Consider the following 15,917-nt stretch of genomic DNA (forward strand, 5'->3'; position numbering starts at 1 on the left):
ACTCATCTCAGCGCTTTTTTTATTTATATAGAACTCATGATTAAGATTCTTTCATGGCGCGAGCGTCCTAATATCATTCCAGCCTGACCAGAAAAATCATATTAATCACTGATCCTGTTGGCATTTTACAGTAATCCTGCTTATTCTTGATGATCAAAACGTTACCCAATGCTGAGACCTGTTTTACTTATACTTTTTATACTTTCCATACTTATACTTCCGGCATCAGCTCAGTATAAAACTTTCTCATCCGTCTCAATTATTCCACAGCCACAGCAGATAAAAGAGCAGGAAGGTAACTTTATACTTAACGCCAATACCAGAATTTACCTAAACCCTGACCAGCAGTTCCTGGAATTTACAGCACAGCAATTGGCGCAGGACATTAAAAAAGTAACCGGTCAGCAACCACAGGTGCTATTCAAAAATCCTAAGAAAAGAGCAGCTAACTATATCTTAATTACATTAACCAACACCCCCGACACGCTCGGCCCGGAAGGTTATACTTTAAACGTTGAGCCTACCAAAATTATACTTGCCGCCAACCAGCCGGCAGGTATAGCCATGGGTATACAAACTATAAACCAACTGCTGCCCATCAAGCAGAGCTTAGCGCCTGTTACCATTCCAGCTGTAGTGATTACGGATAAACCCCGCTATAACTGGCGCGGCCTGCACCTGGATGTGGCACGTCATTTTTTCCCGGTTTCGGATATCAAGAAGTATATTGATTACATGGCGATGCACAAGCTGAACACTTTCCATTGGCACTTAACCGATGATCAGGGCTGGCGCATCGAGATCAAAAAATACCCGAAGCTAACACAGGTTGGCGCCTGGCGCGAAGGCACGTTGGTTGGTCATGCACTGGAAAGGCCGCAGCAGTTTGATAACAAGAAGTATGGTGGCTACTATACTCAGGACGAGATTCGGGAAGTGGTGCAGTACGCAAAAGAAAGACATATAACTGTAGTACCTGAAATAGAAATGCCCGGGCACGCGCTCGCTGCACTGGCTGCTTACCCCGAACTGAGCTGCACCGGCGGACCTTTTAAAACAGAGCGAGCCTGGGGAATTTTTGAAGATGTATTCTGTGCCGGGAATGAGCAAACCTATACTTTCCTGCAGGATGTGCTCTCTGAAGTAACCGAACTTTTCCCGGGGCAGGTCATGCATATTGGCGGCGACGAAGTACCTAAAACCCGCTGGAAAGCCTGCCCAAAATGCCAGGCCCGGATGGAAACCGAGAACTTAAAAAACGAAAATGAGCTACAGAGCTACTTTATTGAGCGGATCAGGAAATTCATGAAAGCAAAAGGTAAACGCATTATGGGTTGGGACGAGATCCTGGATGGCGGTATACCTGCAAATGCGCTGATCATGTCGTGGCGCGGAACAGCGGGTGGTATAAAAGCAGCCGAGCAACAGCACGGCGTAGTTATGACGCCTACTTCGCACTTATACTTCGACTATTACCAGGGCGATCAGAATCTGGAACCACTGGCTTTTGGTGGCTATACACCGCTCAGCAAAGTATACAGCTTCAACCCTACTCCTGAAAAACTTACCCTATCTGAACAGCGGTTTATACTTGGGGCACAAGCCAACCTCTGGACAGAGTATATCCCGACATTTAAGCAGGTAGAGTACATGTTGTTTCCGCGAATAGCAGCCGCAGCCGAAGTATTCTGGACCAACCCTGAAAACAAGAACTGGGAAGACTTTAAACAGCGCATGCAGCCCCAATACCAGCGTTACGATGTACAAGGTATAAACTACGCCACCAGTGCTTTCCAGGTAAAACAACAGGTAACTACAGATACCACAAAGCGCCACGCAACTATAACCTTTACTACTGATGCAGCTGGCACGCAGGTGTTTTATACTTTGGATGGCTCTACTCCTACCACAGCAGCGCAACTATATACTGAACCTTTTATAGTTAATAAATCAGCAACTATAAAAGCAGCTTCGTTTGCAGATGGTAAAATGACAGATGAACCAACCGCTACAAAGCTAACCATACATAAAGCCTTTGCACGTCCTGTAAAACTACAAAAGCAACCGAGCCGCTACTTTAAAGCAATGGGCGGAGCTACACTTGTAAATGGCCTAACCGGCTCCGAAAACCAAAACGACGGACAGTGGCTTGGTTTCGCAACTGATGATTTTGAAGCTGTAGTAGACCTGGAGCAAGCAACAACTATAAGCCATATCAGCAGCTCGCAGTTACAGAATATGCTGGCCAATATTTTTCTGCCAACAAAGGTAGAATTTGCTGTTTCGGAAGATGGAAAGAACTATAAATCTGTAAAGAACATAACCAATACCACCGACCCTTTAAAAGGCGGCATCTTTACCCAAAATTTTTCAGCCGGGTTTGATCCGCTAAAAGCCCGCTATATAAAAGTAACAGCTCGCAACATCAAAGTCTGCCCGCCAAAGCACCGCTCTGCCGGCAAAACCGCTTGGTTATTTGTAAGTGAAGTAGTGGTGGAGTAAAGAACCAAACATCTTCTTGCCCGTAAAGCTTACTTCATAAAGTACAAAAACTACGCGCATGGGATAAGGTTACTCGGCTTTCTGTATTTCTGTTTTCTACTGACTCCTTTCCTGGCAAAGGCGCAATCCGATGTGCCGATGGGTGCACGTGCGGCGGCACTGGGCAATGCATCTGTAATTATACCGGATGTATGGGCACTGCACAACAACGTAGCAGGTATAGCCGGGCAAACTAACATACAAGTTGGCGCCTATGCAGACAACAGGTTTGGCATACGGGCCTTTACTACGGTAGCACTTTTAGGCATCTATCCTACCGCGAAGCATGGTGTTTATGGCATCAGCATGAGCAGGTTTGGAGATAAATTATACAACCAACAGCATATTGGGCTAGGCGCAGCACATAAACTGGGTCAATTCAGTATAGGTGCAAAAGCAGATGTGTGGCAGGTAGCGGTGCAGGGTTATGGCAGCCGGAAAGCAGTAACGTTAGCTATTGGCGGGCAAGCCGAGATTATACCGGGGCTATACTTTGGTGCACATGCCTATAACCTGAACCAAGCCAAATTAGCCGACTTTGAAGACGAGCGTTTGCCTACCACCATGAAAGCAGGCATTGGATATGTACCTTACAAAAAGCTCCTGTTACTAGCCGAAACAGAAAAGAACATAGACCATAATGCCACTTTCAAGGCAGGTATCGAGTATCAGGTGCTTCCCGGCAAATTTATACTTCGCAGCGGTTTTCAGTCCCTTGCAAACACGCTTAATTTCGGAGCAGGTTTTTTAGCACGGCAGTTTGTTATAGATTATGCGTTTGGCTCTACCACGCAACTCGGCAACAGCCATCACTTTTCTGTTTCTTATAGTTTCAGCCGCAACACTAAAGTACCTACCACAGGCACACCCCCTGCAAGTATAAATCAGCTATAGTCATGTTTCGAGTCTTATACATTCTGGTGCTGATCTTATACTTTTACCTGCCTGTGCAGGCACAGGATTACCCGAGGCAGACGGTTGATTTTGATCTTTTTGTGCAGGAACTGTTTGCGCAGCAGGAAGATGAGAACATCTTTTACGAAGACCTGTACGAAACGCTTTTCCAGTATTACCAGCAGCCTATAGACCTGAACAATACAACCCCTGAAGAACTGGCTTCGCTGTTTATACTTTCGCGTCCGCAGATCGTTTCTTTTTTCCAACATATACAGGACAATGGCAAACTACTCAGCATCTATGAATTACAAGCTATACCAGACTTCGACCTGAAAACCATTTACCAACTGCTCCCTTTTGTGCGCGTAGATAATGCCGGAATGTATGCTGATTCCCGTCCGCTCTGGCAACGCATGATCGGGGAAGACAACAATGCACTTATACTTCGGTACGAACGGACCTTGCAGGAAAGGCGGGGCTATACTTCCACGGATATCAGCAGTTCTCAAAGCCGTTACCTGGGTTCACCAGACAAATTATACCTTCGTTACCGGAGCAGCGTGGCCCAGGATTATAGTTTTGGTATTACTGCCGAAAAAGATGCCGGCGAAGCTTTTACTTTTGACCGCAACACCCGCCGCTATGGTTTTGATTTTTACACAGCACACTTCCAGATCTATAACAAAGGTAGATTTAGAACCATAGCCCTCGGCGATTACCAGCTACAGATCGGGCAGGGTTTACAGCTGTCGTCGGGGTACAATGTGGGTAAAGGCAGCGAAACGATAACTACGTTGAGCCGTGCTAACTTAGGTATAAGGCCTTATAGCTCTGTATTGGAATATGCTTTCTTCAGAGGTGCAGCGGTAACATATAGTTTAAAAGATAATCTGAACCTTACAGGTTTCTATTCTAGTAAACGTGCTGATGCCAACCTGCAAGGCGACACTATCTCCGATTTTTCCGAAACTTTTACCGGCATCCAAACATCTGGTTTTCATAGAACGGCTACTGAACTGGCCAACAAAGGCCGTGTGCGGGAGCAGGTTTATGGTACTAGTCTGCAATATCAGAAACAGGCCTTTACACTTGGCTTTACTGCAGTTGGCACAAACTATAGCTCTCCCATCAAAAAAGCAAATGCTCTGTACCAGCGTTTCGAGTTTAGCGGCACCAGCAACTATACTTTCGGCAGCAACTATAGTTATACCTGGCAGAATGTGTACCTGTTCGGCGAGACGGCTATAAGTAAAAGCGGTGGTGTTGGCAGCGTAAATGGCCTGATCGCAAACCTATCTAACAAAGCAGAACTGGCGATGCTCTACCGCTATTATAGCCGCGAGTTCCATAGTTTGTATAGTGGGGCTTTTGGCGAAGGCAGCCGGAACATTAACGAGCGCGGCTTTTATACCGGCATCAAACTAAAACCCATTGCCCGCTGGGAAATAACTGCCTACTACGATCGCTTTTCGTTTCCGTGGCTGCGTTACCGCGTTGATGCCCCCTCTTACGGAGACGAATACCTGGTGCGGCTATATTTTAAACCCAACCGACAGAGCGCCTTGTACGGCCAGTTCCGGACTGAAAGCAAAGGGTTAAATGCACCTAACAACACCACTTCTGTAGATTACGTGGCACAGGCCCTGCGCAGGAGTTACCTTTTATACTATGAATTTGCTCCATCAACAGCGCTCAGTTTAAAAAGCCGTGTACAGTTCAGCAGTTACGAGCACGAGGCACCACAGCAAACCGGTTACCTGATAGCCCAGGACATAAACTATACATTCAAAAATATACGCCTTAGTACCCGCTACGCCCTCTTCGATACTGACAGTTACGATACCCGCCAATATGTGTATGAGCGTGATGTGTTATATGCTTTCTCTGTTCCGGCACTAAGTGGCAAAGGCACGCGGATTTATACTTTGCTGCAGTTTCAATTGGTAAGGGATCTGGATGTATGGGTGAAGTATGGAATTACCAACTATAGAAATGTAGATACCATCGGTTCAGGCCTGGAAACTATAGAAGGAACTATAAGATCGGATGTAAAAGCGCAGGTAAGGTATAGGTTTTAGTTAAAAGCTCCTTCACAATTTATTAAAGGCTTCTCATCTTGGGCCATATAAAAATCAATAATTAATGAATCTCCTGCCTGAAATTTCATCGGTTTTGACTCCACATCTAAATAGCCAACATACCTGGATATCAATTGATTAAGTTCTGTACCCGGAGTTGTTTTAAAATTATAATTTCCATAGTCATCTCCTGAAAAGTAGCAACCAAGTTTAACAGCCACTCCAGGCATTGGCTGCTTCGTGTGCGCTTCAATTATTCTTCCGCCGACATAAAACTCACCTTGAGCAGCCAAAGCTTTGCTCTTGTATTCTTCAAGTGTATAGCCTCCTTTGTTGTAAGTTGGAGTCAGAACCAGTTGTTCCGTTTTGCAGCTGATAAATAGAATGGCAAACACAAGGCAAAAGAGAAAGTTTTTCATAGGTATAGTTTAGGGTTTATATTGCTGCAACGGCTTACAACTGTCTTTTATACTTGCAGAAACTATACTTCCGTCGTGGCTGAATTCCAGATGGCAGCATTCCATAAAAAGAGCTTTTAGTTTCTCGCGGCCACGCTGCACCCTTGATTTTGCACCGGAGTAAGATATACCCAACCGCTCCGCAATTTCTTTCTGGCTTACGCCTTCCAGTTCGCTCAGGCGCAGGGCTTCGGCGTATTCTTCAGGCAACAAACTGATCAGCGGCTCAACTAAGGCTTCTACATCATGCCGGGTATCATCCGGGAGCTCTTCTAACTCAAGTTCGGTTATAGTTTGGTAGCGGCTGCTCTCCCTGAAAAAATCATACACAGCATTTCTGGTGATCTGGTACAGCCAGGCTTTCATGTTTTTAACCTCGGGCAGCTGTTCGCAGTGCTTGTAAACTTTCAGGTATAGTTGCTGTAATATGTCGTTAGCTTCGTCTTTATCCAGGATGCGCTTCTGTACAAAGCCCTTTAGCTGCGCTTCGTAAGCCAGGAAAACAGGAGCTACCGCCGAACAGGTATCTGCAGTTAGCTTATTTGGTTCAGGTGTATGGCAGCAGTTATCCATCAGAAATCAAGTTAAAGTAGTTGACTAAGTATGGCAGCACTGAAGAGTACCGTTAATACAATTATACCTCTTTTTACGGAATTTCCATTTCTACTTACCCATAGTTCGTACAGGTGCTTTTTATCATCCCTGATGTGCACTTTACCAGTCGCAAACCTGTAAACGTAAAATGCCAACAGGTAAACCAATCCTAACTCAGACATTGCAAAAGCGATCTTCAAGTCGAGGCTCATACGCCAACAACCTTACTGCGTCTTTCCATCAGGCAGATGTCGCGCCACTGCCCATGTAATTGTCCCAACTTTTCACGCACACCTATTACCCTGAAGCCGCATTGTTCGTGTAGTTTTATACTTGCAACATTTTCCTTCAGGATACCTGCCTGTAGGGTCCATATACCTTCCTGTTCCGATGCTGCCACCAATCTGTTAAGCAGAAGCCTGCCTATTCCCTGCCGTTTAAACTCCGGATGAATGTATACGCTTACTTCTGCTACGCCGGCATACACACATCTACCCGATACAGCTGTAAGTGCAGCCCAGCCGGTAACTCTTCCGTCCTGCAGTGCCACCAGTCTGCAACTTTTCATATACTTAGCGTCCCACTCTTCCCATTCAGGTGCTTTGGTTTCCAGGGTTGCGTTGTTGGTAGCTATGCCTAATTCGTAAATCTCTTTCACCTCCGGGTAATGGGTTGCCAGCAGTTCTGTAACTATAGTTGTAATTGAGGTTGATGCTTCCATTGTGCTATGAATTTAAAGTAAAACAGCAACAGCGACAAGTATAAAATGTACCTGTCGCTGTTGATTTATAGTTTTAAGTTGTATTAAACGGTTGCTTCAGATTTGCGTGCGTTGGCGCCTTCGCCATAAACAGTTGCCTCCCCGAAAGTATAAAAAGCCTCCCAGTCTACGCCTTGTGGGTCTGTTATCCACGACTTCTCTGACTTGGCATAGCAGCAGGTGCATTTTCCTTCTTCGCGGATGGCGCCTTTTGCCTTTTTCAGGTTGCCGTATACTTCTGCCAGTTCTTCTTCGCTCTCAGCCTGTATACCCAAATGCTCTATACCTGCATTCTCAGGGTGCAGCGAAATGGCAAAGTTTATACGTGGGTCTTCCAGCATCCATTTTGCATAATCTTCTTTCAGCACGGTTGGCTCAGTGGCAAATAAGGCAGTATAAAAACCTACTGATTCTTCCAGGTTCTTTACTCTTACATTAACGTGAAATCTTTTCATGGCTTATCTATTTAGGTGTTCTGTTTCATTTACACCCTGATGACGGAGCCTCTCTTAAAAAGACGCAGCCCACAGAAAAAATTTTCTGTGGGCTGCGGGTTATTTTGTAGGGAGAGAGGTAACGGTTTGTATAAAAGGCGAAAAAGGCGTAGCCGAATAATGGCTTTTATACCTTGTTATGCTTAGGCGTTTCTATTTCTTTGCTAGTTTATTACAAAATCTTACAATGCTTTATAATGTAAAACAATATTTGAGTATTTAGAATCCAGCATGTTTTGAAAGTCTTGCAATGTCAAAAATTAACTTCTCAAATGATTCCTGATCCCAAAATCTAGGATGCATATATCCATGAGCTACGCTATTTCGATTATCTCCAATATCGGTGGGTCCAGATTGAGAGAAATAGGACTTGATTTCAGGTAAAATTTTCACAAATTCAGGCTTTCTATCTTTATTTTCAGCGATTGCTAAATCAATCAATTTAATGCCAACCTTTCGGTATTTCTTAGGGGTTCCATCTGTATTGAACAAATCTATACCATATTCACTTGTTGTCGATCTAATCATTTCTTCCAGATAAGAATATGCAAAAGGTGTCAATACAGAATAAGAGTTTGGAAAGGCTAAATACACTCTTCTAAGCACTTCCCAATCAGGCCCCCAATTCCACATATGAGTATAGTTATAAATTTCGTCAAATGCTTCATTCAGATCCATCACCTTATTCTTTAGTGTTTGGGTAAAAGTGAACTTTTGATTTTTTACGCTTAAGCATAACTACTGCATAAACGAAAACATACGCTTATCTGCATTATATATGGTGCAATGTTGAAACTTAGCTTATGGTATGTTCTTCACAAACACCAGCTGCTGGCCATCGGCTTTTACTACGTTGTTCATAAACTCCAGCATTTTAGTATAAGCTTCAGGCTTGTAGCGGCCTTTGTTCATTTCCAGCGTGCGTACATACATCACTTTTTGCCCATCAACTTTAGTGGTTGTTTTAAAGGAGCCAAACTCTGTGCTATAGTTGGCGTCGTTAGGTTTATACTCCAAAGTATAGCCTGCCGGCATTTCGTAAGTTATAGTATCTGTGTTGGTATAAGCTGAGGTACGCTCAACATCCCATTTGCGGTTCTCTACAGTATTTGGCGTGCTGTCCCACTTATTCATCAGGTTTGGTGTCAGGAACATGCGTTTGCCACTCAACGTAGCTGTCTGCCGCAGGCTTAGCTCCAACTTCTCTGTTACTTCGGGCTTTCTGCCTTTTTTCAGGTCAAACGAGAACTTATTTACCTCAAATGCCGGGATATCAATGTTTTTGTAGAGCCACTTGCGCTGGTCTTCAGGCGATGCCGTGAGCATGAGGCTTCGGTGGTCTTCATGATTCTGGCCGGTATATCGTGTTATCACGTTAGCGACACCATTCCCTTTCTCATCAATCTTTACTGTCACAGACCTGTGCTGTGCATTATCAGCTGCTGTATATACTGGCGTATTAACAACTTTCCCTCCTTCCGGGGTTATAAGTAATGCTTTTCTGTTCCCCGTAAAGCTACCCAGGTACCCCGCTGACTCGATCTGGCTGGTACACTCTAACCATAAAGTGTCTGCTTTTAGTGGCACAGAAAGTATAACGTGGTTAAACTGGCTACTCGGAAATTCAGACATCATTGCTGGTGCATTATCTCCTGCCCGGATCAGGGCATGGTAAGAATCTATACCTATTGTTTTAAGCATAGCCTGGGTATAGTTTGTAAGCGCTTTGCAGTCGCCGTAGCCTTTGCTGTCTACAAAGCTGGCTTCAAAAGGCTGCCAACCACCAATACCTAATTGTATAGAAATGTAACGGGTGTTATTCTGCAGATACTCATACACACGTTTAATTTTTTCTTCCGGAGTTTTGGCATCGGCTACCAGGGCTGTTATTTTGGCTTTGGTTGCCTCCGGCAATACATCACGGCCGGCATTCAGCTTGTTTATCCACTGGCCATAGTTCAGCCAGTTGTTCATGCTGCCGGCATAACCTTCTACTTCAAAATCGGTAGGAGCAGTACGAACTACAGGCACCAGCTCAGCCATCGAAGGCATATAAGGTTCTGTTTTAAAAGGTGCCAGGTTACTCAGCTGCCAGGTATAAATTTCCTTCCCTTCTTCGGTTCTTGTAGTACCCTTTTCCGGGAGGTTTGCTTCCTTGTAACGCAGCTTCATACCAGCTGGCATAACTACTGTAAAAGTAGCTTTTACAACCGCCATACTTACCTCATCGAGCGGGGCCCACATAGGATAAAACATTGTATTTGATGACGTAGTCTGGTATTCAAACTCCACGGTAAAAGGATATACCGTGTGCTCCAGGTTGGCAATCTTAACCCGGTTATCTTCCGCTAAAGAGATATCAGAAAAAGAACTCACATCCAGAATATCGCTGTTCTTCAGCGTCTTTATTTTCTTGCCGGTACGGTCAAAAGATGTGCCTTTAATATAGTTTACTTTAGAGAGCTTATCATAAGGCACTGTTACCTTTGCACGGTGCAGGCCATTCTCGTTAAGTATAGTTATACTTGTTTTGAAATATGCAGTAGCACTGCCCGGCGAATGAACAGTAAATACAGTTTCTTCTGAGTTAACAATTACGTTAGCACCTTTATTAAGCGCTGCAGGTATTGTATGCTGTTGTGCTATAGTTGCAAAAGGGATGGCGGCCAGCCAAAATATCAGGAAAGCTAGTTTCTGTCTCATTACTTTAATGTGCTTGCTAAGAGCAAAAACAGGTAAAAAGAATTCCAAATGAATTGGTGTATCTTTTTACCTGCCTGCTGTTGTACTCTTTTAATTAATTTGAAGTGCTTTTCTTTAACACGATCTGCTCTGCGTGCTTCGCAATGATCTGGTTGTAGAATTCTTTCAAGTAAGGATATTCCTGGGCAAAGAAAACAGACTTGTTGATATTGATCCTGCTCATCACCTGTATGGTGTTGCCATCCTGTTGTACCATATACATAAATTTACCACCATTTTCAGGAAGCGATACAGATACATTTTTAGGAGCCTCATCCATTACATAACCTGCCGGTATAGTATACTTCGTGATGATTGTCTCATCCTGAGGAGATGCGAAGTCTACAGGGTAAAGACGCTCGTTTAGTTTGAAAGGATTTTCTTTCTCGCCATGGCCCATCAGCGGGTTCAGGTAAATAACCTCATTTGACTGCCCGTTGCCGTTAGCTGTAATGCTATACTTAATATTTAAAGCTTCTCCGACCTTATCCCTGTTCTCGAACACAGGCTTACTTAATTTATAGTTACCTACCTCACGCGATAGCCTCTCTGCAAACTTTTCCTCGCCTTCATCAGCCAGTGTTTTACGCAGGCTAAGGGCATAGTAACCACCAGCAGATTCAGTAGCCTGACCTGCCATATCACCGTTCTCTTTAAGCGTTACATCTGTTGTTATAAACTGTGAGTAAATGGTAGGCTTTAGCTCCACCCAGCGGTGCGCTTTTTTCTTGATCAGGTAGCCTTCGCCGTTCAGTGCCCTTACAGGCAGCATACCAAATGATAGTAGAGGGTCTGTAGCATCCAGTAAATACTCTTTACCATCAATTACAACGTGAGCCACAACATAGTTAAACTTGTTTACCAGCGGTGATCCTTTGGGCGGACGACCATTGGCACGTGTACTAACCAGTACCGGAGTAGCCTCAAGGGCTGCCTCCTGCAGCATGGCTGTCAGCATCAGGTTAATATCAGCAACGTTACCAGTGCGGGCATCATATGCTTTGCGGGTCGAAGAAGTTGTTAGGTATGTATTCTTTTCATTCCATTTCATCCTCCCCTTTACATGATTATAAATTGCCAGTGCCAGTTGCTCTGCTGTCTTGTTTTGCGCTGCAAGTGCAGCTAGCTCTTCTTTAAAGAAACCACTACGGTTAAGCTGCATACCAAAACGCTCGTGAGTCATCAGGTCGCTGGTTACATCGTCCCAGTTACCAGTCATCTGCCGTGCCGCTTCGCCCGGGTATCTTACCTGCTGCAATTCAAACTCAATTTTAGACTGATAATCTCTCATGGTTGTCACAAAGCGTTCTTCCTTCAGAGCAGGAACATCTTTCATCGTCCACACATAGGCATTATTCACTAAATCAGGTGTGCCGGTAGCTATACTATTCTGACTGCGATTGTGAAGCGGATGATACCCCTGCATCAGGAACTTATAGTCGTAATAAGACGGAATCTCAGCGCGGTACTCACTCCAGAGGGTAGGTATAGTTGTCTGAAATTCCCACTCGCGCAGGTTGTATACAAAGTCTGAAGTAATAGAATATTCCACATCGATTACAGAGCCAACTTTAACATTAGGCATTGTAAACTTCTTAGAGTACCAGTTTTCGTTGTGCTGCTCTTCGAAAACACCTTTGTTATCGAACTTGTGCTTTACTACTTCACCATTTTCAAGCGTATAAGTTATACCTTTTATATTACTTACACGCTCTTTCTTACCGCCATTCACATAAAATGGCACTTCAAAATTTGCCCAGTCATACCCTGACTTTTTCAGTATTTTGATTCTGGTATGGCGGTAGGTGACAACCTGTATCTCGTGATTGAACAGGAACTTAGTGTATCCATAGTCTGATAGAACTACAGCTTCAGCGGAAGTATCCTGCTCAAACTTCGATAACTTAAGTTCAGTAAGATCGACTTTGCCATATTTGGCGGCCTGTGCATTAGCACCTGAAGCAACAAAGGCAAGCAGTAAGGTTAGTAAAATCGGTAGGGTAAATGTATTTGCTCTCATAGGCTGTAAAAAAATTAGTTTATATGCTACTTAAACTATAGACCTGCCAAAGCTACCACGCGATAGCAGACTAAGATTTGTATATACAAATTAAACTATATTTTTTACATCAAATACTTATACCCTATTAAAAATCTTAAAATTTTTCTACTTAAAAGTAGATAATAAATATCGAAATTGTATTTAAGAAAGCCTATATCAAGTCAAGCACAAGCAATGTGTACAGCCATTGTTATTTTTTGAAAAACTACTGTAATGAGTTTATAAGCGGGTATGCCTAAAGTATTCCTTATGCTTTCATAAAGGAAATATTACAGGCCTCTTTACGGCAGGCAGTAGCAGGTAATCAGGAGGGATTGAAGGAAAAGGAAAGAACAGAGCGGCAGCCAAGGGTGAGATTGGGGCCTGCAGCTCTGTAGTTGTACTATAGGTAGGTAGAAAAATTATCTGTGTTTAGCCAGAACTCCCGGCATGCTTTGCGTTGCTGTTCTAAAAATTCAGAATCTTTTTTGAGCTCTCTCCAGTTGCCATAACCTAATCGCTCACAAAGCCTGAAGAAGTTATCGCCCTGGTTTTTCATGCCTTTTGTGCTAACCAAAGCACTCAGCAAAGGCCTTCCTTCTGAATGCTCCTCTTCTGAAATTTCATCTATAACTTCCGTTAATCTTGATTTTTCATAAGTGTTATCAAGATTCAGCCCCAGTTCGGCTTCATAAATCAGGTTCTGAAAGGTCATTTGATTGGCTCTGCCGCGAGCCACCTGAATAAGTTTTTTACGTACGCGTGTATTCATATGTGCAAAAACTATAGCTAAAGCCGCATGCCATGATAAAGCCACTTTATGCATTAGCAGGTCCTCTGCCGCTTGTTTTAAAATAAATATATAGTAATGCTTACGAGTAGCGTACGGGGTATGTTACAGGCTGGTGCAATTTTTTATCTGTTGTTACAGATAAGATAATGTTAGCAGGTTAGTTTATGCCTGTAGTCTGGGTTGCTTTTCAGAGAGGTACTTCCAGTATCGTTTGGGTATATGACGAAGGTGCAACTTAGGATTCTTGCGCTCAGGTATGTTTACATGATCAAAGTATACCTGCCATAGTTGCTGATAGCTGTGCTCCTCTGATGTTATAGCTGACTCAGGCAATACTCCCATTCTTTTGCGGGGCGCTGCTGTATCCAGTGTTATAAAAGCAGTTGTTTGCAGATCATAATAAGCTCCGTAGCGGCGGCGGGTGTCGTAAATTGCCCAGCGCTGGTCAGCGTAACGTTTAGTAAAATGAGTAACAATGAGCGGCAGCACGTTAAAGTCTGGCTCTATGTGCGCGTAGTAAAGGTCATCATTAGTTTTCTGAAAGCGCACAAAGGCTTCCATACGGTGCTTTTCGCGGTGCACCTGTTTGGCTGCTTGCTGCACCTGCAACACACAAGGCGCGGTATAGTTGCCTTCTATACTCTCTGCTGTATCAAAAGTGAGCTTTATATAGTTAAATATAACCAGCTCAAAATTGGGTTGCTCCCACAGGTACGTATGGTATAGTTCTTTTTGCGCCGTAACAGATAAACGTTTTTGCAATCCCTTCCATACCCGCTGTGCTTTTTCGTCATCGGTTACTACAGTTATAGTTTCCCCGAAGATGGCTGGCTGCGCTACCTGCTCCTGTTCTATGGCAGTAGGCCAGGCTTTTCGCTCATAGGCTTCAAACACCACTGTGAGCAGTCCTTCAAAAGAGCCGTCGTAGGTATAAAGGTGCATTTTATACTTTACTGATTGTTGTTGCGGGCTTTCTCCTGCTTGCCTTCCGCCTGCATTCTTTGCAGGTGCGGCACCAGCATGTTCAGTTTGCAGTAGCAGGATACGCGGGCAACTTTGTTATTCTTTCTCATTACTTTTACTTTGATCGTTTTTATCTTTTTTATTTCTGATTCTGAAGTTGCAACAGGGCTTTTATACTTCTGTGCCATAGTTATACTTGCTTTATTATCCCACTTGCCTGAACAGGTCCAGCTGCTGGGTTAGCAACGGGCTGCGCAAGGCTCCATCTCCAAACAAAATTTTATTCCGGATACGCTGCGAGTCGAAGTCGTATGGTTGCAGGCTTTTTTGGTTGCAGGTGATAAAGTACTTTGCCCGCTTCAGCACCACTCCCATTTGCCGCAGATGCTCAAAATTTAAAGAAGCAAACCTACGCGCAGATACGATCTTCTTCGCCGACTTTACACCGATTCCGGGTACTCTTAATATCATTTCATAGTCTGCCGTGTTCAGTTCCACAGGAAATACATGGCGGTTGCGCAGTGCCCAGCTTAGCTTCGGGTCAATGTCCAGGTCCAGGTGCGGGTTCTGGTCATCGAGTATCTCTTTCACATCAAAGCCATAAAAGCGCATCAGCCAGTCGGCCTGGTAAATCCTGTTTTCTCTGATAATTGGAGGTTCCGTAATAATTGGCAGGCGGTTATCAGCACTTACCGGCACGTAGCCAGAATAATACACGCGCTTTAAACTATAGTCTTTGTATAGCTGGCTCGATAGCTGCAGTATCTGCTGGTCGTTTTCGGCGGATGCGCCAACTATAAGCTGTGTACTCTGACCAGCTGGTGCAAATGCAGGTGTAGATTTAAATAGTTTTTGTTCCTCTTTGGTCTGTATCAACTGCTGCTTAATATTATCCATCGGCAACAGGATGTCAGTATAGTTCTTTTCCGGAGCCAGTTTTTTCAGGCTGCTTTCAGATGGTAACTCAATATTAACGCTTAACCTATCGGCATATAAACCGGCTTCTTTTATCAGCTCTTCGCTGGCGCCTGGTATCGTTTTAAGATGTATGTACCCGTTAAACTTTTCTTCCTGACGCAGCTTCTTAGCAATGCGCACCAGGCGCTCCATGGTATAATCTGCATTAGAGAAAATACCCGAGCTCAGGAACAACCCCTCGATGTAATTGCGGCGATAGAAATTTATAGTCAGGTCCACCACTTCCTGTACCGTAAAGGCAGCACGTTTTATGTCGTTGCTCTTGCGGGTAACACAGTAGGCACAGTCAAAAATGCAGTGGTTTGTAAGCAGTATCTTAAGCAACGACACACAACGGCCATCTTCAGTATAGCTGTGGCAAATGCCCATACCTTCAGCGTTACCTAAGCCTTTGTTCTCATTTTTGCGTTTGCCACCACTGGATGAGCACGAAACATCATACTTGGCAGCATCTGCTAATATCTTTAGTTTCTCAGTTATCCTGCTATCCATTTAGTTATACTTGCCTGGTTTTGTGCTTTAAAGGTAACACATCATTAGCAATACACCTAACTATTTTAGCAAAAACTTATAAACAG

At 44.0% G+C, this 15,917-nt stretch carries 15 protein-coding genes; 3 read left to right on the forward strand and 12 right to left on the reverse strand.

Features of this window, described 5'->3' with window-relative positions; genetic code table 11:
- Nucleotides 1-168: 168 nt before the first annotated feature.
- From MJ612_RS10970 to MJ612_RS10980, 3 genes are all read left to right on the forward strand, one after another.
- Nucleotides 169-2,502 carry a glycoside hydrolase family 20 protein gene (locus MJ612_RS10970; protein WP_187033574.1) on the forward strand — a complete coding sequence of 778 codons (2,334 nt, stop codon included), beginning with the start codon at nt 169-171 and terminating at the stop codon, nt 2,500-2,502.
- A gap of 138 nt (nt 2,503-2,640) precedes the next feature.
- The gene (locus MJ612_RS10975; protein ID WP_187033575.1) at nt 2,641-3,435 is read left to right on the forward strand and encodes a PorV/PorQ family protein; all 795 of its coding nucleotides are present in this window, start codon (nt 2,641-2,643) and stop codon (nt 3,433-3,435) included.
- Nucleotides 3,436-3,437: 2 nt separating this feature from the next.
- The gene (locus MJ612_RS10980; protein ID WP_187033576.1) at nt 3,438-5,516 is read left to right on the forward strand and encodes a hypothetical protein; all 2,079 of its coding nucleotides are present in this window, start codon (nt 3,438-3,440) and stop codon (nt 5,514-5,516) included.
- Here MJ612_RS10980 and MJ612_RS10985 read toward each other — a convergent pair.
- The 12 genes from MJ612_RS10985 to MJ612_RS11040 form a co-directional block, all read right to left on the reverse strand.
- Entirely contained in the window at nt 5,513-5,935 is a 423-nt protein-coding gene (locus tag MJ612_RS10985; protein WP_187033577.1) for a peptidase associated/transthyretin-like domain-containing protein, read from the reverse strand. The genes MJ612_RS10980 and MJ612_RS10985 overlap by 4 nt on opposite strands.
- Before the next feature lie 9 nt (nt 5,936-5,944).
- Nucleotides 5,945-6,547: an RNA polymerase sigma factor SigZ gene (sigZ, locus tag MJ612_RS10990; RefSeq protein ID WP_187033578.1), complete on the reverse strand. Its 603-nt coding sequence runs from the start codon at nt 6,545-6,547 to the stop codon at nt 5,945-5,947.
- A gap of 11 nt (nt 6,548-6,558) precedes the next feature.
- Nucleotides 6,559-6,780 carry a hypothetical protein gene (locus MJ612_RS10995; protein WP_187033579.1) on the reverse strand — a complete coding sequence of 74 codons (222 nt, stop codon included), beginning with the start codon at nt 6,778-6,780 and terminating at the stop codon, nt 6,559-6,561.
- Nucleotides 6,777-7,289 (reverse strand): GNAT family N-acetyltransferase, encoded by a 513-nt coding sequence (locus MJ612_RS11000; RefSeq protein WP_187033580.1) that lies wholly within the window; start codon nt 7,287-7,289, stop codon nt 6,777-6,779. Before MJ612_RS11000 ends, MJ612_RS10995 begins: the two co-directional genes overlap by 4 nt.
- Before the next feature lie 83 nt (nt 7,290-7,372).
- Nucleotides 7,373-7,783, reverse strand: coding sequence for an ArsI/CadI family heavy metal resistance metalloenzyme (locus tag MJ612_RS11005; protein WP_187033581.1), 411 nt, complete (start codon nt 7,781-7,783; stop codon nt 7,373-7,375).
- Nucleotides 7,784-8,041: 258 nt separating this feature from the next.
- Complete coding sequence (locus MJ612_RS11010; RefSeq protein WP_187033582.1) at nt 8,042-8,500, reverse strand: hypothetical protein; 459 nt, start codon at nt 8,498-8,500, stop codon at nt 8,042-8,044.
- A 123-nt stretch (nt 8,501-8,623) separates the two neighbouring features.
- Nucleotides 8,624-10,525, reverse strand: a complete 1,902-nt coding sequence (locus tag MJ612_RS11015; protein WP_187033583.1) for a DUF3857 domain-containing protein — start codon at nt 10,523-10,525, stop codon at nt 8,624-8,626.
- 94 nt (nt 10,526-10,619) lie between these two features.
- Entirely contained in the window at nt 10,620-12,584 is a 1,965-nt protein-coding gene (locus MJ612_RS11020; RefSeq protein ID WP_187033584.1) for a DUF3857 domain-containing protein, read from the reverse strand.
- Between the two features lie 424 nt (nt 12,585-13,008).
- Nucleotides 13,009-13,377, reverse strand: a complete 369-nt coding sequence (locus MJ612_RS11025) for a hypothetical protein (RefSeq protein ID WP_250419125.1) — start codon at nt 13,375-13,377, stop codon at nt 13,009-13,011.
- A 183-nt stretch (nt 13,378-13,560) separates the two neighbouring features.
- Entirely contained in the window at nt 13,561-14,340 is a 780-nt protein-coding gene (locus MJ612_RS11030; RefSeq protein ID WP_187033585.1) for a TIGR03915 family putative DNA repair protein, read from the reverse strand.
- Nucleotides 14,341-14,348: 8 nt separating this feature from the next.
- A complete protein-coding gene (locus MJ612_RS11035; RefSeq protein ID WP_187033586.1) occupies nt 14,349-14,549 on the reverse strand; it encodes a hypothetical protein in 201 nt (66 codons plus the stop codon).
- A 16-nt stretch (nt 14,550-14,565) separates the two neighbouring features.
- Complete coding sequence (locus MJ612_RS11040; protein ID WP_187033587.1) at nt 14,566-15,831, reverse strand: putative DNA modification/repair radical SAM protein; 1,266 nt, start codon at nt 15,829-15,831, stop codon at nt 14,566-14,568.
- Nucleotides 15,832-15,917: the final 86 nt, after the last annotated feature.

It is taken from the genome of Pontibacter deserti (genome assembly GCF_023630255.1).
Lineage (GTDB): Bacteria > Bacteroidota > Bacteroidia > Cytophagales > Hymenobacteraceae > Pontibacter > Pontibacter deserti.